The 22,195-nt window shown below is 71.3% G+C and carries 27 protein-coding genes and 1 riboswitch; of the genes, 22 read left to right on the forward strand and 5 right to left on the reverse strand.

Annotated features, from left to right (window positions below; all coding sequences use genetic code 11):
• The first annotated feature begins 19 nt into the window (after positions 1–19).
• From ACIA8L_RS02205 to ACIA8L_RS02235, 7 genes are all read left to right on the forward strand, one after another.
• Complete coding sequence (locus tag ACIA8L_RS02205; RefSeq protein WP_395899518.1) at positions 20–487, forward strand: MarR family winged helix-turn-helix transcriptional regulator; 468 nt, start codon at positions 20–22, stop codon at positions 485–487.
• The gene (locus ACIA8L_RS02210) at positions 484–2,013 is read left to right on the forward strand and encodes an MDR family MFS transporter (RefSeq protein WP_395899520.1); all 1,530 of its coding nucleotides are present in this window, start codon (positions 484–486) and stop codon (positions 2,011–2,013) included. Before ACIA8L_RS02205 ends, ACIA8L_RS02210 begins: the two co-directional genes overlap by 4 nt.
• 99 nt (positions 2,014–2,112) lie before the next feature.
• The gene (locus tag ACIA8L_RS02215; RefSeq protein ID WP_395899522.1) at positions 2,113–3,747 is read left to right on the forward strand and encodes a long-chain fatty acid--CoA ligase; all 1,635 of its coding nucleotides are present in this window, start codon (positions 2,113–2,115) and stop codon (positions 3,745–3,747) included.
• Positions 3,744–4,220 carry a hypothetical protein gene (locus tag ACIA8L_RS02220; protein WP_395899524.1) on the forward strand — a complete coding sequence of 159 codons (477 nt, stop codon included), beginning with the start codon at positions 3,744–3,746 and terminating at the stop codon, positions 4,218–4,220. Before ACIA8L_RS02215 ends, ACIA8L_RS02220 begins: the two co-directional genes overlap by 4 nt.
• Before the next feature lie 24 nt (positions 4,221–4,244).
• A complete protein-coding gene (locus tag ACIA8L_RS02225; RefSeq protein WP_395899526.1) occupies positions 4,245–4,406 on the forward strand; it encodes a hypothetical protein in 162 nt (53 codons plus the stop codon).
• A gap of 23 nt (positions 4,407–4,429) precedes the next feature.
• Positions 4,430–5,236: an NACHT domain-containing protein gene (locus ACIA8L_RS02230; protein WP_395901677.1), complete on the forward strand. Its 807-nt coding sequence runs from the start codon at positions 4,430–4,432 to the stop codon at positions 5,234–5,236.
• A 503-nt stretch (positions 5,237–5,739) separates the two neighbouring features.
• Entirely contained in the window at positions 5,740–6,093 is a 354-nt protein-coding gene (locus ACIA8L_RS02235; protein ID WP_395899527.1) for a hypothetical protein, read from the forward strand.
• On the opposite strand, the gene ACIA8L_RS02240 is transcribed toward ACIA8L_RS02235, so the two are convergent.
• Positions 6,090–7,028, reverse strand: a complete 939-nt coding sequence (locus ACIA8L_RS02240) for a Ku protein (protein ID WP_395899528.1) — start codon at positions 7,026–7,028, stop codon at positions 6,090–6,092. The two genes, ACIA8L_RS02235 and ACIA8L_RS02240, sit on opposite strands and share 4 nt — an antisense overlap.
• Positions 7,029–7,144: 116 nt before the next feature.
• Between ACIA8L_RS02240 and ligD (ACIA8L_RS02245) the strand changes: the two genes are divergently transcribed.
• Together ligD (ACIA8L_RS02245) and ligD (ACIA8L_RS02250) are read left to right on the forward strand one after the other, a co-directional pair.
• Positions 7,145–8,053: a non-homologous end-joining DNA ligase gene (gene ligD, locus ACIA8L_RS02245; RefSeq protein ID WP_395901679.1), complete on the forward strand. Its 909-nt coding sequence runs from the start codon at positions 7,145–7,147 to the stop codon at positions 8,051–8,053.
• Positions 8,046–8,933 (forward strand): non-homologous end-joining DNA ligase, encoded by an 888-nt coding sequence (gene ligD / locus ACIA8L_RS02250; RefSeq protein ID WP_395899530.1) that lies wholly within the window; start codon positions 8,046–8,048, stop codon positions 8,931–8,933. Before ligD (ACIA8L_RS02245) ends, ligD (ACIA8L_RS02250) begins: the two co-directional genes overlap by 8 nt.
• Here ligD (ACIA8L_RS02250) and ACIA8L_RS02255 read toward each other — a convergent pair.
• Entirely contained in the window at positions 8,913–10,109 is a 1,197-nt protein-coding gene (locus ACIA8L_RS02255) for an aminotransferase class V-fold PLP-dependent enzyme (protein WP_395901681.1), read from the reverse strand. The genes ligD (ACIA8L_RS02250) and ACIA8L_RS02255 overlap by 21 nt on opposite strands.
• 40 nt (positions 10,110–10,149) lie before the next feature.
• Positions 10,150–10,265: riboswitch (SAM riboswitch) on the reverse strand.
• Positions 10,266–10,527: 262 nt separating this feature from the next.
• Positions 10,528–10,713 carry a hypothetical protein gene (locus tag ACIA8L_RS02260; RefSeq protein ID WP_395901797.1) on the reverse strand — a complete coding sequence of 62 codons (186 nt, stop codon included), beginning with the start codon at positions 10,711–10,713 and terminating at the stop codon, positions 10,528–10,530.
• Between ACIA8L_RS02260 and ACIA8L_RS02265 the strand changes: the two genes are divergently transcribed.
• A complete protein-coding gene (locus ACIA8L_RS02265; protein ID WP_395901683.1) occupies positions 10,697–12,103 on the forward strand; it encodes a PrsW family intramembrane metalloprotease in 1,407 nt (468 codons plus the stop codon). The two genes, ACIA8L_RS02260 and ACIA8L_RS02265, sit on opposite strands and share 17 nt — an antisense overlap.
• On the opposite strand, the gene ACIA8L_RS02270 is transcribed toward ACIA8L_RS02265, so the two are convergent.
• Positions 12,094–12,402 (reverse strand): GroES family chaperonin, encoded by a 309-nt coding sequence (locus tag ACIA8L_RS02270; RefSeq protein WP_395901685.1) that lies wholly within the window; start codon positions 12,400–12,402, stop codon positions 12,094–12,096. The two genes, ACIA8L_RS02265 and ACIA8L_RS02270, sit on opposite strands and share 10 nt — an antisense overlap.
• Before the next feature lie 35 nt (positions 12,403–12,437).
• Here ACIA8L_RS02270 and ACIA8L_RS02275 point away from each other — a divergent pair, with 35 nt between their 5' ends.
• The 4 genes from ACIA8L_RS02275 to ACIA8L_RS02290 all read left to right on the forward strand — a co-directional run bounded on the left by ACIA8L_RS02275 (position 12,438) and on the right by ACIA8L_RS02290 (position 15,703).
• Positions 12,438–13,826, forward strand: a complete 1,389-nt coding sequence (locus ACIA8L_RS02275) for an AI-2E family transporter (RefSeq protein WP_395899532.1) — start codon at positions 12,438–12,440, stop codon at positions 13,824–13,826.
• Between the two features lie 71 nt (positions 13,827–13,897).
• Positions 13,898–14,458 (forward strand): RNA polymerase sigma factor, encoded by a 561-nt coding sequence (locus ACIA8L_RS02280; protein ID WP_395899534.1) that lies wholly within the window; start codon positions 13,898–13,900, stop codon positions 14,456–14,458.
• Positions 14,455–14,874, forward strand: coding sequence for a hypothetical protein (locus ACIA8L_RS02285; protein WP_395899536.1), 420 nt, complete (start codon positions 14,455–14,457; stop codon positions 14,872–14,874). The genes ACIA8L_RS02280 and ACIA8L_RS02285 overlap by 4 nt, the downstream gene beginning before the upstream one ends.
• A 91-nt stretch (positions 14,875–14,965) precedes the next feature.
• The gene (locus ACIA8L_RS02290; protein ID WP_395899538.1) at positions 14,966–15,703 is read left to right on the forward strand and encodes an alanyl-tRNA editing protein; all 738 of its coding nucleotides are present in this window, start codon (positions 14,966–14,968) and stop codon (positions 15,701–15,703) included.
• Positions 15,704–15,837: 134 nt separating this feature from the next.
• On the opposite strand, the gene ACIA8L_RS02295 is transcribed toward ACIA8L_RS02290, so the two are convergent.
• Positions 15,838–16,212, reverse strand: a complete 375-nt coding sequence (locus ACIA8L_RS02295) for a DsrE family protein (protein WP_395899540.1) — start codon at positions 16,210–16,212, stop codon at positions 15,838–15,840.
• 12 nt (positions 16,213–16,224) lie between these two features.
• On the opposite strand from ACIA8L_RS02295, the gene mtfM reads away from it, so the two are divergent.
• From mtfM to ACIA8L_RS02335, 8 genes are all read left to right on the forward strand, one after another.
• Positions 16,225–16,329: a small membrane protein MtfM gene (gene mtfM, locus ACIA8L_RS02300; protein WP_033363477.1), complete on the forward strand. Its 105-nt coding sequence runs from the start codon at positions 16,225–16,227 to the stop codon at positions 16,327–16,329.
• Positions 16,326–16,913, forward strand: coding sequence for an FABP family protein (locus ACIA8L_RS02305; RefSeq protein WP_395899543.1), 588 nt, complete (start codon positions 16,326–16,328; stop codon positions 16,911–16,913). Before mtfM ends, ACIA8L_RS02305 begins: the two co-directional genes overlap by 4 nt.
• Positions 16,914–16,977: 64 nt before the next feature.
• Complete coding sequence (locus ACIA8L_RS02310) at positions 16,978–17,421, forward strand: Fur family transcriptional regulator (RefSeq protein WP_395899545.1); 444 nt, start codon at positions 16,978–16,980, stop codon at positions 17,419–17,421.
• Positions 17,415–18,491: a YgfZ/GcvT domain-containing protein gene (locus ACIA8L_RS02315; RefSeq protein WP_395899547.1), complete on the forward strand. Its 1,077-nt coding sequence runs from the start codon at positions 17,415–17,417 to the stop codon at positions 18,489–18,491. Before ACIA8L_RS02310 ends, ACIA8L_RS02315 begins: the two co-directional genes overlap by 7 nt.
• 16 nt (positions 18,492–18,507) lie before the next feature.
• Positions 18,508–19,341 (forward strand): 3-keto-5-aminohexanoate cleavage protein, encoded by an 834-nt coding sequence (locus tag ACIA8L_RS02320; protein ID WP_395899549.1) that lies wholly within the window; start codon positions 18,508–18,510, stop codon positions 19,339–19,341.
• 83 nt (positions 19,342–19,424) lie between these two features.
• A complete protein-coding gene (locus ACIA8L_RS02325) occupies positions 19,425–20,372 on the forward strand; it encodes an asparaginase (protein WP_395899551.1) in 948 nt (315 codons plus the stop codon).
• A 571-nt stretch (positions 20,373–20,943) separates the two neighbouring features.
• Entirely contained in the window at positions 20,944–21,705 is a 762-nt protein-coding gene (locus ACIA8L_RS02330; protein ID WP_395899553.1) for a helix-turn-helix domain-containing protein, read from the forward strand.
• The gene (locus tag ACIA8L_RS02335; RefSeq protein ID WP_395899555.1) at positions 21,702–22,181 is read left to right on the forward strand and encodes a hypothetical protein; all 480 of its coding nucleotides are present in this window, start codon (positions 21,702–21,704) and stop codon (positions 22,179–22,181) included. The genes ACIA8L_RS02330 and ACIA8L_RS02335 overlap by 4 nt, the downstream gene beginning before the upstream one ends.
• Positions 22,182–22,195 lie beyond the last annotated feature (14 nt).

Below are 22,195 nucleotides of genomic sequence, written 5' to 3' on the forward strand. Positions count from 1 at the left end.
GGCGACACAAGCCTCGTCGGTGGAGACCGAGTCGGCCGGCGCCGACATCGGTAGACAGGTCGGGCGGTTCATCCGGCTGTCCGAGCGGCTCTTCGCCACGCTCAAGTGGAACGAGGCCGGCCGCGGCCTGGAGCGTCCCGCCTACGTCCTGCTGAACCGGATCGCGGTCGACGGGCCGTTCCGGCTGTCGGCCCTCGCCGCCGACGTGAGCCTCGACCTCTCGACCGTCAGCCGGCAGGTGGCCGCGCTGGAGAGTGCCGGGCTCGTCGGGCGCTTCCCGGACCCGTCCGACAAGCGGGCGAGCCTGGTCGAAGTCACGGACCTCGGGCGCGAGGTGTTCGCCGAGAACCGGGCCCGGTGGCTGGCCATCTGGGACGACCTGCTCGCGGACTGGACGCCGCAGCAGCGCGAGGAGTTCGCCGCGCTGTTCACCCGGCTCAACGCATCGATCGCGGAACGACTGCCGAAGGAAAGAGAAGCTCGATGACCACCCCCCAAGCCCGGCCCTCCCTATCGCACCGGCAGATTCTGCTGCTGATGGGCGGGCTCATGACCGGAATGCTGCTCGCCGCGCTCGACCAGACGATCGTTGGCACCGCGCTGCCGACGATCGTGGGTGACCTCGGCGGGCTCGAGCACTACTCCTGGGTCGTGACCGCATACCTGCTGGCCTCCACCGCCTCGACGCCGCTGTACGGCAAGATCAGTGACCTGTACGGCCGGCGCCCGGTGCTGCTGTTCGCCATCGCCACGTTCCTGCTGGGGTCGCTGCTGGCCGGGCTCTCGCAGAACATGACCGAGCTGATCGTGACCCGGGCGGTGCAGGGCATCGGCGCCGGTGGCCTCATGACCCTGGCGTTCACCATCGTCTCCGACGTGGTCGCACCGCGGGAGCGGGCGCGCTACCAGGGCCTGTTCGGGGCCGTGTTCGGCATCTCGTCGGTGGCGGGCCCGCTGGTGGGCGGCTACTTCGCCGAGAACGACTGGCGTTGGATCTTCTACATCAACGTACCCCTGGCAATCTTCGCGCTCTTTGTCTGTGCCCGGGTTTTGCGTCTGGTCCCGCACACCCGCCGCGACCACCGCATCGACTATCTCGGGGCCGTGCTCATGGTGGCCGGGTCGAGCTCGCTGCTGCTCGCGCTCTCGCTCGGGGGCAGCGAAGGGTACGCCTGGGACAGCGCGAAGATCATCGCTCTGCTGGCCGGATTCGCCGTCCTGGCCGTGCTGTTCGTCGTGGTTGAACACAAAGCCGCGGAGCCGATCCTGCCGATGCGGCTGTTCAAGCGGGCGACGTTCTCGCTGTCCAACACCGCGACCTTCATTCTCGGCTTCGCGATGTTCGGCTCCATCATCTACGTCCCGCTGTACCTGCAGATCGTGAAGGGCGCCACCCCGACCCGCTCGGGCCTGCTGATGCTGCCGATGATGGCGGGCGTCATCGTGACGTCGATCGTGTCCGGGCGCGTCATCGCCAAGCTCGGCCGATACAAGTGGTTCCCGGTCGCCGGTACCGTCATCATGGGCTCCGGGCTTCTGCTCTTCACCAGCCTCGAGGTCGACACGCCGCTGTGGCAGGCCTTCATCTACATGACCGTGATCGGTGTCGGTCTGGGCCTGGCGATGCAGCCGCTGATCCTGGCCGTGCAGAACTCCCTCGAACTGCGGGACATGGGCGCCGGCACCTCCGCGGCCACGTTCTTCCGCTCGCTCGGCGGCTCGGTCGGCGTCGCGGCGCTCGGCGCGGTGATGACCAACCAGCTCAGCGGGGCCGGCGGTGGCGTGTCGATCAACGCGCCGGCGCAGGTCCGGGCGCTGCCTCCGGCGCAGCTGCAGCTGGTCGAGCGCCTGTTCGTCGACGCGCTGCACCCGGTGTTCCTGTCGGCCGCGATCGTCGCGCTGGTCGGCACGCTGATCACCCTGGCGCTGCCGGACAAGTCGCTGCAGGGCGCGACGCCGGTCGAAACCACGGAGCCGGCCGCGGATATGGAAGCGAAGGTCGCAGCCTTCTAAACCCACAGAAAACGCGAAATGTCCGGACGTGGAACGCGTCCGGACATTTTGTTACTGCTGGGTTTTCAATGTGGCGCAGCACACATTACTTTTGCTGTCATGCGCTCCACGATGATGAAGACACCCCTCCTGGTCTCCCGCATTCTGCAGCACGGCAGCACCGTCCACGGCGACTCCGAGGTCGCCACCTGGACCGGCGAGGGCGCTCGCCGCACGAACTACGCCGAGGTCGGCCGGCAGGCCGCCCGCCTGGCCCACGGGCTGCGGGCGCTGGGCGTGACCGGCGACGAGCGGGTCGGCACCCTGATGTGGAACAACGCCGAGCATCTGGTCGCGTACCTGGCGGTGCCGAGCATGGGCGCCGTCCTGCACACTCTCAACCTGCGGCTCTTCCCCGAGCAGCTGATCTACATCGCCAACCACGCCGAGGACCGGGTCGTCATCGTCGACGGGACGCTGATCCCGCTGCTGGCCGGCGTCCTGACGCACCTGACCACGCTGCGGCACATCGTCGTCGTCGGCGGCGGTGACACGTCGAAGCTGGTCAAGGACGGCGTCGAGGTGCACGCCTGGGACGAGCTCCTCCACGGCAAACCGGACACCTTCGACTGGCCGGAAGTGGACGAGGACGACGCGGCGGCGTTGTGCTACACCAGCGGTACCACCGGAAACCCCAAAGGTGTCGCCTACTCCCACCGCTCCATCTACCTCCACTCGATGGAGGTGTGCATGGCGGAGTCGTTCGGCCTCGGTCCGCAGATGCGCAACCTGGTGATCGTGCCCATGTTCCACGCGATGGCCTGGGGCCTGCCCTATGCGGCGCTGATGAGCGGCGCCCAGCTCGTCATGCCCGACCGGTTCCTGCAGGCCGCGCCCCTCGCCAAGATGATCGAGGTGGAGAAGCCCTCGTTCGCCGGCGCGGTCCCGACGATCTTCACGGACCTGCTGGCCTACCTGGACGCCAACCCGACCGACGTCTCCTCGCTGCAGGAGGTCGTCATCGGCGGCTCGGCCTGCCCGCCCTCGCTGATGCACGCCTACGCGGAGCGGTACGACATCCAGGTCATCCACGCGTGGGGCATGACGGAAATGTCCCCGCTCGGCTCGATCGCCCGCGCCCCGTTCGGCGTCGAAGGCCCGGAGGCGTGGGCCTACCGCTACACGCAGGGCCGCGTCCCGGCCGGTGTCGAGGCCCGCATCGTCGGCCCGACCGGCGAGGCCATGCCCAGCGACGGCAAGGCGGTCGGCGAACTCGAGGTCCGCGGCCCCTGGATCACCGCACAGTACATCGGCGAGGACGGCCCCGACCCGGACAAGTTCGACAACGGCTGGCTGCGCACCGGCGACGTCGGCACGCTGACCCCCAACGGGTACCTCACCCTCACCGACCGCGCCAAGGACGTCATCAAGTCCGGCGGCGAGTGGATCAGCTCCGTCGACCTGGAAAACGCCCTGATGGCCCACCCCGCGGTGCTCGAGGCCTGCGTCGTCGGCGTCCCCGACGACAAGTGGGGCGAGCGCCCCCTGGCCACGGTCGTACTCAAGGAGGGCGCCGCGGCCGGCGCCGACGAACTCCGCGAGTTCCTCCTGACGAAGGTCGCCCGCTGGCAGCTCCCGGAGCGCTGGTCGTTCATCGAGTCCGTCCCGAAGACCAGCGTAGGCAAGTTCGACAAGAAGCGCGTCCGCTCCGACTATGCGGGCGGCACCCTTGAGGTGGTACAGATCAACGGGTGACGCGTCCGGTCAAAATCGCCCTGGCGATCACCGCCGCCGTCGTGCTGTGCGTGATCGCCACGTGCGGTGTGGCCCTGGCACTGCGCGACTGGGTGCCAGGCCTCGCCGGCTGCGAAGACGCCACCAGATCCCCGAAGACCGCCGTCTTTACGGAAAAAGCCAGAATCGAGCAGTTGTACCCGCAATTGCGCCCGATCCAAAGCGTCCACTGGCAGGAGCACGACGCCCGCGCCCGCTCCTGCCCCGAAATAGGCCCGATGGACTACGAGATGAACGGCTTCGCCGTCATCACCGCGTCGATCGCCACCGGCCTGGCCGCGGGCAACACCTCACCGGCCCCGGCTCCAGCTCCGGACATCCCGGCCGACCTGCGGCCATTCGCCCCGCCGTCCCCGCACTGGCAGCCCATCGGGGCCGGACTGCTGCTCGACGCGCCATCGGCGACGGTCTACTTCACCCATCTGAGCTCATAGCACCGGCCCGATACGGTGATGCTCGTGTCGGGCATTGAGGTGGCGATCGTCGGAATCGGCGGTGCGGTGGTCAAAAGCGCCGTCAAACTCTGGTTGGGCGACCGCGCCATAGCCGGCGACGCCGCCATGAGCGCCATCGACGTCCTGGCCGGCCGGACCGCGAGGACCTCTTCGCACAGGATCTGAACGCCGCCTACGTCGATCGGCACCTGCGCCACTTCAGCCCGGACATCGTGGCGCGAGCGGGCCTGTCCACGGACGGCGCGGCGCTCTACGACATGCTGCTGAGGGACTGCTGCGAGTACATCGTGCAGGTACTGCTGGCCCTCCCGGCTTTCGGTCCGACGGCGCTGGTCGAGGTCCTCCGCCGCGAAAGCGAGCGGGCGGCGACGCTGGACGAGATCCTGCGCCGCCTGCCCCAGCGCGGCCCGCACCCGGCTGAGGACTTCGAGACCGACTACCGCCGCCAGGTCGTCAACCGCCTCGACGCCATGGAACTTTTCGGCGCCGACGTCACGACGCGGCGGTACCCGCTCAGCGTTGCCTACATCAGCCTTTCGCTCGCCGCCGCCGAAACCGATCCGGACGCCGAACCGGGTCCTCCGGTCTTCATCGAGCACGCGCTCGCCACCCACCGGCGCATCTTCCTGCGCGGCGAGGCCGGCGGCGGCAAGACGACGCTGCTGCAATGGCTCGCAGTGCGCTCATCCCGGCACGATCTGGTGCCGTTCTTCACCCCGCTGCGGCGGTACGTCGACCGCGACTTGCCGGCACCCCGGCACTTCGTCGTCCACGTAGGCCGCCACATCGCCGACGAGATGCCGCCCGGCTGGGTGCACAGCCTGCTCCGGCACGGGTCCGCGGTGGTTTTGGTCGACGGTGTGGACGAACTGCCGGATAGGCAGCGTGAGGAAGCCCGCTCCTGGCTCGACGAACTGGTCTCCACCTTCCCTGATGCCCGCTACGTCATCACCTCGCGCTCCGGCGCGGCCGCCGTCGACAGCGCGAGTCGTTGACCCTGCTCGCGCTGTCATGTCTGGAGACGGCACCAGAGCTGTCGGTCGAAGTACGAGCCGCGGTGGACAACGCCATCGAGTCGATCGTTCCGCCGCCGAACATCCGCGCCGCGCAGGCTCTCGCGCTGGTCGGGCCCTGGGTGCTCGACCTGCCCGCGCGCACGCATCCGAGGGGGAGCCGGGAGGTCGCGGCGACGATTCGGGCCGCTTCCGGGATCGGCGGGGCTGAGGCCCTGGACCTGATCGCGCGGTGGGGTAATGATCACCGGCGCGGCGTAACCGACGAGGTTGTGGCTGCGCAGCCTGGATATCCGGATCTCGGACGAGCCGTCAGCCGGCGACCTGGGCAGGCTGCGATTTCTCTCCGATCATCTCCAGCGGTTGAGCCTGTCCGACCTGATGCTCGGACAGTTCAGTCAATTCCATGTGAGGCTCCCCCAGCTCCATGCCCTCGGCGTCTATCAGGCCCGAGGCCGACTGGACCCGGCAGCATCGGCCCGCTCGTGCCGAACCTGCGGTCCCTCGCGCTGGAGCACGTCACGCTGTCCGATCCGCAGGTTTTCGACCAGCTGCCCCGAAGTCTGACCGGTCTGGCGGTGCGCGGCACGAATGCTCGGGTGACCCCGGCGATCGCGGCGTTCACCGAGCTGGATTTCCTCGACCTGGCCGGCACGGCCGGGCTCGACGACGAAGCCGTGCGGGCGATCGCCGGCCTGCCGAAGATCCGCGAAGTCAACCTCTTCGAGTGCGAAGGGAGCTTCGATCCGGAACCACTGAAACCTTTCCGGATACGGAGTGGCCGTTGGCGGATGCTGCCGTACTTCGAGGAACCGATCGAGTTCGTCGAGCGGCTCTAGGCTGACTTCTTCGCGGCCGTCTTCTTCGCCGGGGCCTTCTTGGCCGCTGTCGCCTTCTTCGCGGGGGCTGCCTTCTTCGCCGCCGCCTTCTTGATCGGCGTGGGCTTCGCGTCGTCGTCGTCATCGTCGTCCGCGGACGACGATGGGATGTCCTCGCCGCGGGCGGCGCGGGCTCGTTCGACGGAGGCGCGCAGGGCGGCCATCAGGTCGACCGCGGCGGCTGGGGCCTCCTCGGCCTCCTCGGGCTGGACGACCTCGCGGCCGGCGACCTTGGCGTCGATGACCTCTTGCAGGGCCTCGCGGTAGTTGTCCGTGTAGGAGGCCGGGTCGAAGTCGGCGGCCATGGACTCGATCAGAGAGCCGGCCATGGCGAGCTCGGCCGGGCGGGCGGTGACGTCCTCGTCGAGGATGTCGAACTTCGCGGCGCGGATCTCGTCCGGCCAGAGCATCGTGTTGAGGACCAGGACGTTGTCGCGGACCCGGAGGGTGGCCAGCTGCTCGCGCTGGCGGAGGGCGACCTTGACGATCGCCACCCGTTCCACGTTCGTCAGGGCGTCGCGGAGCAGAGCGTAGGGCTTGGCCGCGGTCTGCTCCGGCTCCAGGTAGTAGGCCTTGTTGTAGAGGATCGGATCGACCTGCTCGGTCGGCACGAACTCCAGGACCTCGATCGCGCGGCTGGTGGTCAGGGGCAGCTCGGCGAAGTCGTCGTCGGTGAGGATGACCATCTCGCCGCCGCCGAGGTCGTAGCCCTTGGCGATGTCGTCGTAGGCGACCTCTTCGCCGTCGACGGAGCAGACGCGCTTGTACTTGATGCGGCCGCCGTCGTCGCGGTGCACCTGGTGGAAGCGGATGTCCTTCTCCTCGGTCGCCGAGTAGAGCCGGACGGCGATCGAGACCAAGCCGAAGGAGACCGCGCCCTTCCAGATCGCGCGCATCAGAGATCCTCTCCACAAAGAAGCCGCAGCGTATTCAGCTTCGCATCGTTTTGACCTGGGCGCGAGGAACTCGAGAGCGAACTATCGTGTTACCCGTGGTGACGCCGCCGGTACCGATGCTCGCATCACCCGGCGTGCTGCCCTCCGGAGCCGGGTGGGTATACGAGTTCAAATGGGACGGCATCCGCGCGATCGCGGTCGTCAAAGATGGTGTGACCAGGCTTTTCGCCCGCAGTGGGGCCGAGGTGACGGCCGCCTATCCGGAGCTCGCGGGCGTCGGGCAGGGGCTGGCCGACTCGGTGCTCGACGGGGAGGTCGTGGCCATGGATGAGGCCGGGCAGCCGTCGTTCCAGGTCCTCGCCGAGCGGATGCACGTGCGCGAGCCGCTCCGGGCGGCCCGGCTGGCGGCGACCGTCCCCGTCACCTACCTGGTTTTCGACGCGCTGCGGGCCGAGGGGGAGGACCTCGTCGCGCGGCCGTACCTCCGCCGCCGCGAGCGCCTGGAGCGCCTCCCGCTGGGGCCGCGCGCGATGGTGCCGCCGGCCTTCGACGACGGTCCGGCGACGGTGGCCGCGAGCGTCGAGAACAAGCTCGAGGGCGTGGTGGCGAAGCGCGCCGACTCGCTGTACCACCAAGGTGTCCGCACTTCCGACTGGATCAAGGTCAAGCTGGAGGAGAGCGCCGAGTTCGTGGTCGGCGGCTGGCGGCCGGGCAAGCGGGCGCTCGGGGCGCTGCTGGTCGGCGTGCCGGCGGCGGGCGGGCTCGCCTATCGGGGCCGGGTCGGCGGCGGCATTTCCGGGGCGGCCGAGCGTTCGCTTCTGTCGGCGCTCGAGCCATTGTCGACAAGACACAATCCATTTGGCTCATCGGTACCGCGAGAAGACGCACGAGGAGCCGTGTGGGTCACGCCGCATCTCGTGGTGGAAGTCAAATTCGGGCACCGGACCCGCGACGGCCGGCTGCGTTTCCCGCGATTCCTGCGCATTCGCCCGGACCTGACCGCGGGGGAGGTGCACGATGCCTGATCGCCTGCACGTCGAGGTGGCCGGCCGCCGCCTCGACATCTCCAATCTCGACAAGGTCCTCTATCCGCAGGCCGGTTTCACCAAGGGCGAGGTCCTCGACTATTACACGAGAATCGCGCCGACGCTGCTGCCGTACCTCCGCGACCGCCCCCTGACCCGCACCCGCTATCCGAACGGCGTCGAGGGCAACAGCTTCTTCGAGAAGAACGCGCCGGCCGCCACTCCGGACTGGGTCCGCACGGTCCGGCTCCCGGTCCCCGGCTCCTCGAAGAACCGTGAGAAAATCGACTTCATCGTGGCCGAGGAGCTCGCCACCATGGTGTGGCTGGCCAACCTGGCGGCATTGGAGCTGCACACGCCCCAGTGGCGGGTGGACGCCGAAGGCCGCGCCCTGGACCCGGACCAAATGGTGGTCGATCTGGATCCGGGCCCGCCCGCGGGTCTTCCGGAGTGCTATGCGGTGGCCCTGCTCCTGCGCGAACGCCTGGCCGCGGACGGCCTCTCCGGCTGTGCGAAAACGTCCGGGAAAAAGGGCATGCAATTGGTGGTACCGCTTCCGGGCGACGAATCCGCGGACGAGATCAGCGCCTATGCCAAAGCCATCGCCGACGAACTGGCCCGGGCCCATCCCGGGTTGATCGTTTCGAAGATGGCGAAACAGTTGCGGCCAGGCAAGGTGTTCATCGACTGGAGCCAGAACAACGCGTTCAAGACGACCGTGGCGCCGTATTCATTGCGGGCCGGCTCGGTGCCGACGGTGAGCGCGCCGCTCACCTGGGAGGAGGTCGAGGCCGGCGAGCTCACTGCCACCGACCTGACCCCGTCCGTCGTGCTGGAACGCGTCGAGACGCTGGGCGATCTATTGGAGTGCGGCGAGTAGGCGGTCGATGTGCTCGGCTGTAGTACCGATGCCGAAGCTTGCTCTGATGGCTTGTCCTGACGATAAGTCGGGCACTGCTTGGCCCGACTTATCGGACTTATCGTCATTTAGCAGGCGACGAGTCAGCGGGTGCGCACAGAACAGGCCGGTCCGGACGCCGATGCCGTGGTCGCGGCCCAGCGTCACCGCCACCTCACCCGGGTCGCGGCCGGCCACCGTGAACGACACGATGCCGACCCGCTCGGCGTCGGCCGGGAACAGGCGCAGCTCCGTGACGTGGGGGAGCGCGGCCAGGCCGGCGCGGAGCCGCTGGAGCAGGGCCTGCTCGGCGGTGGCGAGGTCGCGGTCGTGCAGGGCCCGCAGGGCGGTGGCGAGGGCGACCGCACCGAGAAGGTTCGGGGTGCCGGCCTCGTGCCGGGCCGGCCCGGTCGCCCAGCGGGTGGTGCCGTCGTCGGCGACGTGGGCGCTGGCGCCCCCACCGGCCAGGTACGGCTCGGCCGCGTCCAGCCAGTCGGCCCGGCCGGCCAGCACGCCGGCCCCGAACGGCGCGTACAGCTTGTGCCCCGAGAACGCGATGTAATCCGCCCCCAGCCCGGCCAGCCGCTTCGGCGCGTGCGGGGCCAGCTGCGCGGCGTCGACGGCGATCCGGGCGCCGAACTCGTGCGCCACCGCCGCCAGGCGCTCGATCGGCCAGACCTCGCCGGTGACGTTGCTGGCCGCGGTGACGCTGACCAGTACGTTGCCCTCGAGGCCGCGCAGAGCCGCCCGGAGAATCTCGACGGCCGCCGCGGGTGAGCGCGGGGCCTCCAGCCGGACCGGGTTGCGCCAGGGCAGCAGGTTGGCGTGGTGCTCGGTGTCGAACGTGACGACCGTGGTGCCCGCCGGGACGGCCCGGGCGAGCAGGTTGAACGCGTCAGTGGTGTTGCGGGTGAAGATCACGGTGTCGCCCGGGCCGTGGCCGAGAACGTCGGCGACGGTCTCGCGGGCCTGCTCGTACTCCCGGGTGCAGCGTTCCGACAGCGCCCCGGCACCGCGGTGGACGCTGCCGTAGAACGGCAGCAGGTCGGCCACGGCGTCCGCGACGACCCGCAGACAGGGTGCGGTGGCGGCGATGTCGAGGTTGGCGAACTCGACGGACCGGCCGTCGGTGAGCTTGACCTCGCCGGGCGTCAGAATCTGGGCAGCGTCATAGGCCGACACGGAGACACTCCTCTTGTGCTCGCGCTTGCCCGGCACACCGCGCGCCGGGCCGGGTCATCACCCGGGGCACCCCGCCGCGAACGCGAGGGTTGCCGGCCAGCAAGCCGGGGCTGTGCGCTGGCACTCATGACCTACGCCGACGGTAGCGCAGATAAAGTTGCCCCATGAGCGAACTCCCGCCGAGTGGGACGCCGTCCTCGCCTGAGCCTGCGTCCGGGCCGCCCGCCGTCCCCACGTCGGGCGCGACCCCTTGGGCCGCTCCGAGCGAGCCTCCCCCGGCTGGCCCCGGCGGGACCCCGCAACCTCCGCCGGCCTGGGGTTCGCCTCCGCCGGCGTGGGGCTCGCCGACGCCACCGCCGGCCTCCGCGCCGCCTTACCCGGCCTCCGCGCCGCCTTACCCGGCCTCCGCGCCGCCCGTGCCCGCGTCCGCGCCGCCTGGAACGCCCGCGTCCGCCCCACCCGGACCGGTCTTCGCGTCGCCGTCGGCCGGGCCGACCTCCCCGCCGCCCGGCTCCGAGTGGTCGCGGCCGGCGGCGGCCGGGCTGCCGCCGATGGGCCCGCCGATGGCCGCGGTGCCCAACGTGACCGAGGCGAGCGAGCCCAGGACCGGCCAGCAGGAGTACCCGACGGCCGCCCTCGCGCTGGCCGCCGCCCCGCCCTCGCGCCGCTCCGACCGCCGCCGGCTCCTGACGCTCATCGCTGTCATGAGCTTCATCGCGGCCTGCGGCGTGGCCGTGCTCGCGTTCCTCGGGTTCAGCGGCGGCTGGACCTCACTGATCATCGGGATGTCCTCGGCGATCATCCCGGTGCCGGTGCTGGTCTCCTGTTTCCTGTGGCTCGACCGCTACGAGCCGGAGCCCGTGAAGTACCTCGTGTTCGTCTTCGGCTGGGGCGCGTTCGTCGCGACCGGCGTCGCGCTCGCCGTCAACACCACCGGCGCCTACTTCGCCGAGAAGGCCGGCCTGTCCGACGCGATCGTCGCGGTGCTCGTGGCGCCGCTGATCGAGGAGAGCATGAAGGCGCTCGGGCCGGTCCTGCTGTTCTGGCGGCGGCCCCGGGCGTTCTCCGGCATCATCGACGGCATCGTCTACTGTGGACTGTCGGCGACCGGGTTCGCGATGGTCGAGAACATCCTGTACCTCGGCTTCAAGGGCTATGGCGAGACGGCCGACAAGTCCGGGCCGGTGACCGGGGCCGCGGCCCTCGTGGGCATCTTCATCGTGCGGATCCTGATGACCGGCTTCGCCCACCCGCTGTTCACCTCGATGACCGGCATCGGCCTCGGCGTCGCCTCCCGCTCCTCGGCCAAGGCCGTGCGCTGGCTGGCCCCCCTCGCCGGCCTGCTGGTCGCGATGATGCTGCACGGCTCCTGGAACCTGATGTCGGTGACCGCGTCCACCAGCGCCTGGGTGCTGCTGTACGGCTACTTCGCGGTGATGATGCCGATCTTCCTGTGCATGGTCGGGTTCGCGCTCTGGCTGCGCTCCAACGAGGGCAAGCTGACCGAGCGGGTCCTGGGCGAGTACTCCCGGGCCGGCTGGTTCTCCCCGCCGGAGGTCGCCGCGCTCGGCACGCTCGGCCGCCGGCTCTCGGCCCGCCGCTGGGCCAAGCGGGTGGCCGGCGACGCGGGGGCCAAGGCCATGCGGGCGTTCCAGTTCGACGCGACCCGGCTGGCGCTGCTGCGCGACGGCCTGCACCGCGGCCTGGACAAGGAGCCGAAACGCCGGATGGAGGCCCTGGCCGAGGAGCGGCAGCTGCTGACCGCCCTCGACGCATACCGCCAGGTCTTCGTCGGCCGCGACCCGCAGTCGCCGCGCGCCGTGTGGGACGGCTCGCGATACCACATCACCTTCCCGGACGGCGTCGTGCGCGTCCTCGAGGCGCCGCCGACCCCGGTCGTGCCCGTGCCGGTCCCGCTGGCCCCGCCGATTCCCCCGCCGCCGGCGTTTGCCGCGCCCTATTACAGGTAGAGCCCCGTCGAGTCGGGCTCGACCCGCCGGGCCGCGACCGCGTGCACGTCCCGCTCCCTGAGCAGCACGTAGTCGCGGCCCTGCAGCTCGACCTCGGACCGGTCCTCGGGGTCGAAGAGCACCCGGTCACCGGAGACGATCGACCGCACGTTGGGCCCGACCCCGACCGCGGTCGCCCACGACAGCCGCTTGCCGACCGACGCGGTGGCCGGGATCACGATGCCGGAGATGTGCCGGCGCTCGCCCTCGGCCCCTTCGAGCTTGACCAGCACCCGATCGTGCAGGAGCCGGATGGGCAGGCCGTCCCCGGTGGTGTTGTCCGCCGATACAGCGGATGGAACGCCGGTTGACGCCTGGTAACCAGCGGCTGGTTGTGCTGTCACGCTTGCGACGCTACCGCCTCGGTGCGTGCCAACGTCGCGCGACCCGGTCTAACGTGGGGAGTCCGGGTGAGGGTGGCGGACGTGCTGGGAGGGTGTTTGTGGGCCGGTTCGACAAGGTGCGCGCGAATCTGCGGCGCGCCTACCTCCAGCGCCTGGAGGCGGCCAAGGCCGAACGGGAGCTGGCCGCCGCCGAAGAGCCCGACCCGGCTCCGCCCGAGCCGGTGCGCAACCTGGACCACGCCACAACGACAAGCCGGGACGACGCGGAGGTACCGCACGGTCTGCGCATCGCCGCCGCGTGGTCCTGGCGGCTGCTGCTCCTGATCGGCGCGGCCGCGGTGCTGCTGTGGCTGGTCGGCCGGCTCAAGACGGTGCTCATCCCGCTCAGCATCGCGCTGCTGCTCTCGGCCCTGCTCGCGCCGGTGATGGGCTTCCTGCGCCGCCGGGTGAAGCTGCCGCCGTCGCTGGCCGCGTTCCTGGTCCTGATCATGGGCCTGGGCGCCGTGGCGGGCGTGCTGACCCTGGTCATCAGCGAGTTCGTGGCCGGCTTCCCGGCGCTGGCGGAGAAGGCGTCGGCCGGTGTCACGCAGATCCAGGAGTGGCTGACCACCGGGCCGCTGCACCTCAGTGGCCGCCAGCTCGACGCCACCTTCGACGCGGCCACGACCTGGCTCAACGACAACCGCGGCAGCCTCACCGACAGCGCCGTCAACACGGCCACCGCCACCGTCGAGTTCCTGGCCCTGATGCTGCTGATCCTGTTCGTCACCTTCTTCTTCATGCGCGACGGCAAACGGATCTGGCACTTCGTCACCGGCATCCTCCCGACACCGGCCCGCGACCCGATCCGCCGCGCCGGCGAGGCCGCCTGGCGCACGCTTGTCGCCTACGTCCGGGCCACGGTGCTGGTGGCGTTCATCGACGCCCTCGGCATCGGCCTGCTGCTGTTCTTCCTGGACGTGGACTTCTGGTTCCCGCTGGGCACACTGGTCTTCCTGGCGGCCTTCGTCCCGATCGTGGGCGCCACCGTCTCCGGTGCCGTGGCCGTCCTCGTGGCGCTGGTCGATGAAGGACCGATCACCGCGTTGGTGGTACTGATCGGCGTCATCGCGGTCCAGCAGCTGGAGGGCCACGTTCTCCAGCCGCTGATCATGGGCCGCGCCGTGTCGGTCCATCCGCTGGCCGTGATCGTCGCGATCGCCACCGGTGTGGTCCTGGCCGGCATCATCGGCGCGCTGGTGGCAGTACCCCTCGTGGCCGTCCTCAACACCGGCATCCGCCACCTGGTCCAGCACCGGGCCGAGCCGCCCCCCGACGCGGTGATCGTCTCCTCGAACTAGGTGTTGGACTTCGCGTATCAGCCCGCCAGTCGCGCGCTCCGTAGGGCGCTATGACATGCATGATGGAGGCCATGCGCGACGACCCGACGCTGGTGACGTTGGTCGACCGGGCGCGGGCCGGGGAGCAGGCCGCCTGGGATGCCCTCGTGGCCCGATACGCGCCGCTGGTCTACGGCATCTGCCGGCGATACCGGCTGCAGGACGCCGACACCGAGGACGTCGGCGCGGCCGTGTGGCTCCGGCTGGTGGAACGGCTGGCGACGATCCGCGAGCCGGCGGCCCTGCCCGGCTGGCTCGCTACCACCACGCGCAACGAGTGTCTGCGGGTGCTGCGGCTGCGGCGCCGGGACATCCCGGCCGAGCTCGTCGACGGCCCCGATGCGCACGTCGACGAGGACCGGCTGGTCGCCGAGGAGCGGGCGATCGCCCTGCGCGCCGCGTTCGAGCAGCTCAACGAGCGCTGCCGGGACCTGCTGGCGCGGCTGTTCGCGGACCCGCCGGCACCATACGCGCAGATCAGCGCCGACCTCGGCATCGCCGTCGGCGCCATCGGGCCCAACCGCCAGCGCTGCCTCGACCGCCTGCGCCGCGACCCCGCCCTCGCCCCGCTGCTCACGGAGGTGACGGGATGACCGACGACGACCGGCTGCTGACCGACCTGGGGGCCGCGGTCAAGGCGGCCGCCGCGGTGCCGGAGTCGTTCCTGGCCGCCGGGCGGGCCGCGTTCGCCTGGCGGACCGTGGACGCCGACCTGGCCACGCTGACCGAACCGGCGGGTGCGCTCATGCGTGGTGCGTCGCGGGTCTGGACGCTGAGCACCGGCGAAGTGACAATCGAGCTCGAGGCCACCGAGGACGCGCTCGTCGGGCAGGTCACACCCCCGGCGGCCGGCTCAATAGAGCTGACCGGGCGGGACGCCGGGACGGTCACGGCCCCGGTCGACGAGCTCGGCTGGTTCACGCTGCGCCCGCTCCCGACCGGCCTGTTCCGGCTGCGGTTGACGCCGTCGATCGGCTCGCCGGTAGTGACCGAATGGCTGACCCTCTGACGCGTATCAGAACCGGGCCCGACGGGTTCTGTATTGCATGACAACGTTGAGGTACTGGGCCGGGCCGACCTGCCGCATATAGTCGGCTTTCATGGGTGTCACACATCACGGCCGCACGCACCGGCTCGATCTGGCCGACCCGACACTGCGCGAGTGGACCGCCGAGGTTCTGCACGCGTCGGCGGAGGACGGCATCGTGCTGGACCGTTCGGCGTTCTACCCGGGTGGGGGCGGCCAGCCCCCGGACCACGGTGTCCTGCTCTGGCAGGGCGTCCAGACCCGCATCGCCGGCACCCGCAAGGCCGACGATCTCTACCTCCTGCCGGCGGAGGGCGACCCGTTGCCTCCGGTCGGCACGGAGGTGACGGGCGCGGTGGAGGACGATCGCCGCACCAAACTCATGCGCACGCACTCCGGCCTGCACGTGCTGTGCGGTGTGGTGTTCCGCGACTTCGGTGCCCTGGTCACCGGCGGCTCCATGGAGCCGGCCGAGGCTCGGATGGACTTCAACCTGCCGGAAGTACCCCCGGATTTCAAGGCTCGTCTGGAAGAGCTCGTCAACGCCGAGGTGGCCGCCGACCGCAAGGTGGTGACCAAGGTTTTGGGCCGCACGGAGGCGCTCGCGCTCCCCGACATCATCCGCACGCAGTCCAATTTGATCCCGGCCGACGAGCAGGAGATCCGGATCGTCGACATCATCGGCCTGGACACGCAGGCGGACGGCGGCACGCACGTGGCCTCGACCGCACAGATCGGCCGACTGACCGTGGTGAAGGTCGAGAGCAAGGGCAAGGCCAACCGCCGCGTCCGCATCCGTCTCACGGAATAAGCGGATAAAAGCCGAAAAAAGCGACAAAAGCGATAGACGAGGATTCCGAGGCCGCTTCGCTCCCGCCCCGGGCAGGGGGCGCCGCCCCCCACACCCCCCGGCACCAACGGCTCCGACCCGCACCGAAGCGAGGCTCAGTACACGAGCGCCTGCGCGCCCTCCTGCAGCGCCTCCTCGACGAACACCGCCGCCCCCGCGATCCGGATCCCCGGCAGCACGTCGTCGGGCCCGATCCCGCGCCGGGCGGCGCACTGCGTGCACAGCGTCACCGCGCCCCCGGCGATGATCGAGTCGAGCAGGTCGGGCAGCGGCGCGGCGTGCGGGAGTTCGAACGAGGCCGCGCGGCCCGGCAGGGCGAACCAGGCCGACTCGCCGGTGAGCCAGAGTGATGTGGGGACACCGCCGGCCACGGCCGTCGCGGCCACGGTGAAGGCCTGCGAGCAGCGCTCCGGGGCGTCCGATCCGGCGGTTGCCTTGATGACGAGAGAACGGGCCATGACTGGCAGCATAGGATTCCGGTGATGGTTACGGAGATCGGGTTCGTGAGCCTGCTCGTCGCCGGCATGGGTGCGCTGGCCGGCGGGCTGATCTATCTCGCGGTACGAGTATCGAGGGGGCGTTGGTGACCGACGTGCAGCCACCACCGTGGGAGGGGCTCGCCCCGGTCGGCGAATATCCGTTCGAGGAGACGCACGACCTGCGCTCCGGGCCGGACCTGCATCCGGCGCTGCTCGGGCTGCTGCCGCTGGTGGGCGTGTGGCGCGGGCGCGGGCAGGGCGACTACCCGACGATCGAGGGCTTCCACTACGGCCAGGAGGTCCGCTTCAGCCACGACGGGCGGCCGTTCCTGTTCTACGAGTCGCGCTCGTGGATCATCGACGCCGACGCCAACCCGATCCGCCCGTCGCACCGCGAGGTCGGCTGGTGGCGGCCGGTGATGGTGGACGGCAAGGCCACCGACGAGCTCGAGATCCTGACGTCCGCGCCGACCGGGATCATCGAGCTGTACTCCGGGCAGATCATCACCACCACCCAGTGGCAGATGGCCACCGACGGCATCGGCCGCACCGCGACGGCCAAGGAGGTCCGCGGCGGCCAGCGCCTCTACGGCATCGTCGACGGCGCGCTGCTCTACACGTTCGACATGGCCGCCGTCGGCCAGCCCCTGCAGGTCCACCTGTCCGCCCGCCTCGAGCGCGTCGCCGGCTGACGTCGCGGCCTGGCGTCGCGGCCTGGCGCCGCGGGATGGGTCGCGGGACGGGTCACGGGATAGATTGGGTGCTGTGGACCTCGCGGAAGTGCTCCGGTCGCGCGGGCTTCGGCTGACCGCGCCGCGGCAGCTCGTGCTCGAGGCCGTCTACCGGCTGCGCCATGCCACCCCGGACCAGATCCACGCCGAGGTGGCGGGGAAGGCCGCCGGGGTCAACATCACCACCGTGTACCGCACGCTCGAGCTCCTCGAAGAGCTGGAGCTGATCACGCACGCGCACCTGTCGCACGGCGCTCCCACCTATCACGCGGTCGACGAGCACCAGCACGCCCATCTGGTGTGCCGGGGCTGCGGCTCGGTGCGGGAGCTGCCGTCGGCGGTCCTCGACGGGCTCGCCTCCGAGCTGCGGGACAGCCGGGGCTTCCGCCTGGACATCGGGCACGTGGCGCTGTTCGGCCTCTGCGGCGACTGCGATACGAACCGAGAAGCAGGAGCCGCACCATGCTGAGTGCAGTACCCGTCGCCGCCCTCGACCCCGCCGACCCCGACGCGGGTGCCGTCGCCCACTACGGTGACCCGGCCCGCGAGCAGCGGACCCTGGACACCGCCGCGGGCCTGGTCGACCGCTCGCACACGGGCATCATCGCGATCCCGGGCGCCGACCGGCTGGGCTGGCTGCACAGCCTCACCACCCAGCACCTCACCGACCTGGCCCCGATGACCGGCTCCGAGCTGCTGGTGCTGTCACCGCACGGGCACGTCGAGCACCACGCCGTGCTCACCGACGACGGCACCACCACCTGGCTCGACACCTCGGACGCGCCGGGCCTGCTGCAGTTCCTGGAGCGGATGCGGTTCCTGATGCGGGTCGAGCCGGCCGACGTCACCGCGGACTGGGCGCTGCTGTCGATCGTGGGCCCGCAGACCGACGAGGCGCTGATCTCGCTCGGCGTCGGGCCCATGCTGCCGCCGGACCTCATGGCAGTACCGGAGGCGAAGTTCGCCAGCAGCTCCGTCCCGGCCCGCCCGACCGTGGTCTACGCGGCCGCGGCGCTGCCGCGGGGTGGCTGGGTCCGCCGCATGCCGTACGGCGCCGATCTTCTCGTCCCCCGCGCCGACGTCCCCGAGCTGATCCAGGATCTCGGCCTGCCCCTGGTGGGCATCTGGGCGTTCGAGGCCGTGCGGGTCGCCGCGCTGCGCCCGCGCGCGGGCTTCGAGACCGACCACAAGACCCTCCCGGCCGAGGTCGGCTGGACCGGCCCGGCCGTGCACCTGGAGAAGGGCTGCTACCGGGGCCAGGAGACCATCGCGCGCGTGCACCACCTGGGCCGCCCACCGCGCAAGCTGGTCCTGCTGCACCTGGACGGGATCGCCACCGACGAGCTGCCCGCGCGCCACACCCCCGTCCTGCTCGAGGGCGGCGACCGGCCCGTCGGTTTCGTCGGGACCGCCGTCCGGCACCACGAGCTCGGCATGATCGTCCTGGCTGTGGTGAAGCAGAACATCAAGCCGGATTCGGTACTGCGTGTGGGCCCCTCGACCGCAGCGGTTGACACCGAGCTGACACCTGGCACGTGAAAGACTCGTCGCCGTGATGACAACGACGTTGATCACGGTGGCCCCGACCGGCGCGGAGATCCGCAAAACGGACGCGCCGGCGCTGCCCGTGACCCTGGACGAACTGGTGACCACGGCCCGGGACTGCGAGGCGGTCGGGGCGAGCGTGATCCACGTCCACATCCGCGACGACGCCGCGGAGCCGACCCTGGACCTGGGCCGGCTCAAGGACACCGTGTCGGCCCTGCGCGCCGGGAGCGGCCTGATCGTGCAGCTCTCCACCGGCGGCGCGGTCACCGACCCCGAGGCCGACCGCCTCCGCGTGCTCGAGGCCCAGCCCGACATGGCGTCGTGCACGATGGGCACCGTCAACTTCGGCGACGACGTGTTCCTCAACCGCTGGGCGTTCATCGTCGACCTGCACACCCGCATGCAGGAGCGGGCCATCGTCCCCGAATACGAGATCTTCGACCTGGGCCAGCTCGCCACCCTCCAGCGCCTGCTCGACCAGCACGGCCTGCCCGCCGGCGGCCACGTCCACGTCGACCTGGTCATGGGCGTCCCCGGCGGCCTGCCCGGGACCGTCGCCGCCCTCGCCGCCTGCGAGACCGCGCTCAAGGACCTGCCGGAGGGCACCACGTTCTCGGCGACGGGCATCGGCCGCTCCTCCCTACCGGTGCTGCTCGCCTCCCTGGCCGCCGGCGGCCACCTACGCGTCGGCATGGAGGACACGGTGACCTACGCCAAGGGCCAGCCCGTCGAGAGCAACGCCCAGCTCGTAGCCCGCGCCAGCGGCTTCGCCCGCCTCGCCCAGCGCCCGCCGATGACTCCGGCGGACGCTCGCAAGCTGCTCGGGGTGGCTCATGTCTGATCTCTACGCCGGCGGCTTCGCCCGCCTCGCCCAGCGCCCGCCGATGACTCCGGCCGACGCTCGCAAGCTGCTCGGGGTGCCCCATGTCTGATCTCTACGCCGGCGGGGAGCTGCTCGCTGAGGTGGTGCGCAACGACGTCGTGGAGAGCCGCCACCACGGGTCGGTCGTCGTGCTCGGCCCGGACGGGGAGGTCGCGACCTGGGCCGGGGACGTGCTCGGGCCGGTGTTCCCGCGCTCGGCGGTCAAGCCGCTGCAGGCGGTCGGGATGCTGCGGGCCGGGCTCGACCTGGGCGGCGAGGATCTGGCGCTCGTCGCGGCCAGCCATCGCGGCCAGGGAGTACACCTGGCGGGGGTCAAATCGATCTTGGACCGGTCCGGCCTCACCGCGCAGGATCTGCGGTGCCCGCCGGACTACCCGCTGGCCGAGGACGCCCGCGACTCCGTGGTCCGGGCCGGGCACGGGCGGGAGCGGCTCTTCATGAACTGCTCGGGCAAGCACGCCGGGATGCTGCGGACCGCACAGCTCAACGGCTGGCCCCTCGAGACCTACCTGGAGCCGGACCATCCGCTGCAGCGCGGGCTCACCGACACGATGGCAGACCTCGCCGGCGAGCCCATCGCGGCCACCGCGGTCGACGGCTGCGGCGCGCCGACCCCGGCGTTCTCGCTGCGCGGCCTGGCCGGCTCGTTCCTGCGGCTGGTCACCGCGCCCCCTGGCACCCACGAGCGAGCGGTCGCCGACGCGATGCGCGAACACCCGCTCCTGGTCTCCGGCGAGGACCCGGTCGAGGACGACACCCGGCTCATGCGCGCAGTCCCGGGCCTGCTCCTCAAGGGCGGCGCCGAGGGAGTAGCCGCAGCCGCGCTACCCGGCGTAGGAGCAGTCGCACTCAAGATCGACGACGGCGCGATGCGGGCCCGGTTCCCGGTCCTGGCGGCGGCCTACGCGCGGCTCGGGGTGAACCTTCCGGGCCAGGTTCCGGTATTGGGCGGCGGCCGGCCGGTGGGCATGGTTCGCTCGGTCTGGTAAGGCCGACGGCGCGCGGCGTGAAGCCGGCGGCTGCGGCGCGTGCGGCGCGAAGTCGGCGGCTGCGGCGCGCGGCGGCGTGCGGCGCGCGGTGTGAAGTCGGCGGCGTGCGGGCGTGCGGGCGTGCGGTCGGCGGCGTGCGAGTGCGCGGCGGCGGCGTGCGAGTGCGCGGCGGCGGCGTGCGAGTGCGCGGCGGCGGCGTGCGGCGGCGGCGTGCGGCGGCGGCGTGCGGCGCGCGGTGTGAAAGCGTGCGGCGCGCGGTATGAAGTCGGCGGCGTGCGGCCGGCGGCGGCGGGCGTGCGGCTGCGTACGGGCGTGAGAACGGCGGCGGGCGTGCGGCGTGCGGTCGGCGGCGGGCGTACGGCTGGCGGCGGCGTGCGGCGTGCGGCGTGCGGCTGGCGGCGGGCGTCCGGCGTGCGGCTGGCGGCGGCGTGCCGCTGGCGGCGGCGTGCGGCGGCGGCCGGTGGCGGCCGGTGGCGGCGTGCGGCGGCGAGCAGGCGTGACCCGGTTCACGCTAGCCAGAGTTAGCGTTTTGCTTGCAACCAGCTAGCACTGCGCGCTACCGTCGGTAAGCGTGAACGAAGAGCCGCGCGACCTGGGTGGGTTCATCCGTGACCTGCGCCGCAACGCGCGCATCTCGCTCCGGCAGCTCGCTGAGCAGGCCGGTGTGAGCAACCCATATCTGAGTCAGATCGAGCGTGGCCTGCGCAAACCCAGTGCCGAGGTGCTGGCCCAGCTCGCGAGCGCACTGCGGGTGTCGACCCCGTTGATGTACCTGCGGGCCGGGCTGCTGGAGCGGGAGGGGCACGACGTGCTGGCCGCGATCGCCGCGGACAGTGACCTCACCACCGCCCAGAAGCAGTCGCTCACCCAGATCTACGAAACGTTCCGCCGGGAGAACGCGCGGAACTCCCCGGACCCGGCCGACGACGACCAGGTCCGCGACGGCGCACCGACCGACGCGCCCGAACCAGCGCGGGCCTCCAGCCCGCCCGAGCTCGAGCGCCCGGACACCGACCCGCAAACCGGGCGCGCGAACACCAACGCGCAGACCGAGCGCCCGGACATCAACGCGCAGACCGAGCGCGCGAACACCAACGCGCAGACCGAGCGCGCGAACACCAACGCGCAGACCGAGCGCGCGAACACCAACGCGCAGACCGAGCGCGCGGGCACCGGCATGCGCACCGGGCGCGCAGGCACTGGCGCGTCCGAGCCGGCGCGTGTGTCCAGCCCGCCCCAGACCGAGCGCGCGGACACCGACGCGCAGGGCGAGCGCCCCGGCACCGGCGCGCCCGCCACCGAGCCGACACGTTTCCAGGAGGAGTCGCCATGAGCACCGAGACCACCACGAAGAGCACCACCCGCAAGATCCCGACCCCGCTCTACGCGGCCGCCGGCGCCGGTGATCTCGCCTACGAGCAGCTGCGTAAGCTGCCGGGCCAGGTCGCCCAGCTGCGCGCCCGGGTCGAGGAGTTCCGCCCGGCCGCCGCCGACGCCAGCCTGCGCGGCGACCTCAACCGCCTCAGCAGCGCCGCCCGCCGCAACGCCGCCTCCTTCCTGGCCAACGCCCAGCAGGGCGCCCAGTTCGCCCAGGACCGGGCCCTCGCGGTCTACACCGGCCTGGTCGCCCGCGGCGAGAAGGTCGTCAGCACCGCGCGCGGCGCCGAGGCCCAGGTCGAGCTCGACCCGGCCGCCAAGGAGGTCACCGCCCTGGTCGCCACCACCGGCGAGGCCGAGCCGGACGAGGTCGGCACGCCCGCGGCCGTGAAGAAGACCGCGGCGAAGAAGGTCGCCCCGAAGAAGTCCTGATGTTTTGTGGAGCC

Origin of the sequence: Dactylosporangium sp. NPDC051541 (assembly GCF_044454505.1) — a bacterium.
Lineage (GTDB): Bacteria > Actinomycetota > Actinomycetes > Mycobacteriales > Micromonosporaceae > Dactylosporangium.

Coding starts and splice junctions, on each gene's coding strand:
- ACIA8L_RS02210 (WP_395899520.1), top strand. CDS start 484: ATGACCACCCCCCAAGCCCGGCCCTCCCTATCGCACCGGCAGATTCTG.
- ACIA8L_RS02215 (WP_395899522.1), top strand. CDS start 2,113: ATGCGCTCCACGATGATGAAGACACCCCTCCTGGTCTCCCGCATTCTG.
- ACIA8L_RS02240 (WP_395899528.1), bottom strand. CDS start 7,028: ATGCGCGCGATCTGGAAGGGCGCGGTCTCCTTCGGCTTGGTCTCGATC.
- ligD (WP_395901679.1), top strand. CDS start 7,145: ATGCTCGCATCACCCGGCGTGCTGCCCTCCGGAGCCGGGTGGGTATAC.
- ligD (WP_395899530.1), top strand. CDS start 8,046: ATGCCTGATCGCCTGCACGTCGAGGTGGCCGGCCGCCGCCTCGACATC.
- ACIA8L_RS02265 (WP_395901683.1), top strand. CDS start 10,697: ATGGCCGCGGTGCCCAACGTGACCGAGGCGAGCGAGCCCAGGACCGGC.
- ACIA8L_RS02275 (WP_395899532.1), top strand. CDS start 12,438: ATGGAACGCCGGTTGACGCCTGGTAACCAGCGGCTGGTTGTGCTGTCA.
- ACIA8L_RS02280 (WP_395899534.1), top strand. CDS start 13,898: ATGCGCGACGACCCGACGCTGGTGACGTTGGTCGACCGGGCGCGGGCC.
- ACIA8L_RS02285 (WP_395899536.1), top strand. CDS start 14,455: ATGACCGACGACGACCGGCTGCTGACCGACCTGGGGGCCGCGGTCAAG.
- ACIA8L_RS02290 (WP_395899538.1), top strand. CDS start 14,966: ATGGGTGTCACACATCACGGCCGCACGCACCGGCTCGATCTGGCCGAC.
- ACIA8L_RS02295 (WP_395899540.1), bottom strand. CDS start 16,212: ATGCTGCCAGTCATGGCCCGTTCTCTCGTCATCAAGGCAACCGCCGGA.
- mtfM (WP_033363477.1), top strand. CDS start 16,225: ATGGTTACGGAGATCGGGTTCGTGAGCCTGCTCGTCGCCGGCATGGGT.
- ACIA8L_RS02315 (WP_395899547.1), top strand. CDS start 17,415: ATGCTGAGTGCAGTACCCGTCGCCGCCCTCGACCCCGCCGACCCCGAC.
- ACIA8L_RS02320 (WP_395899549.1), top strand. CDS start 18,508: ATGACAACGACGTTGATCACGGTGGCCCCGACCGGCGCGGAGATCCGC.
- ACIA8L_RS02325 (WP_395899551.1), top strand. CDS start 19,425: ATGTCTGATCTCTACGCCGGCGGGGAGCTGCTCGCTGAGGTGGTGCGC.
- ACIA8L_RS02335 (WP_395899555.1), top strand. CDS start 21,702: ATGAGCACCGAGACCACCACGAAGAGCACCACCCGCAAGATCCCGACC.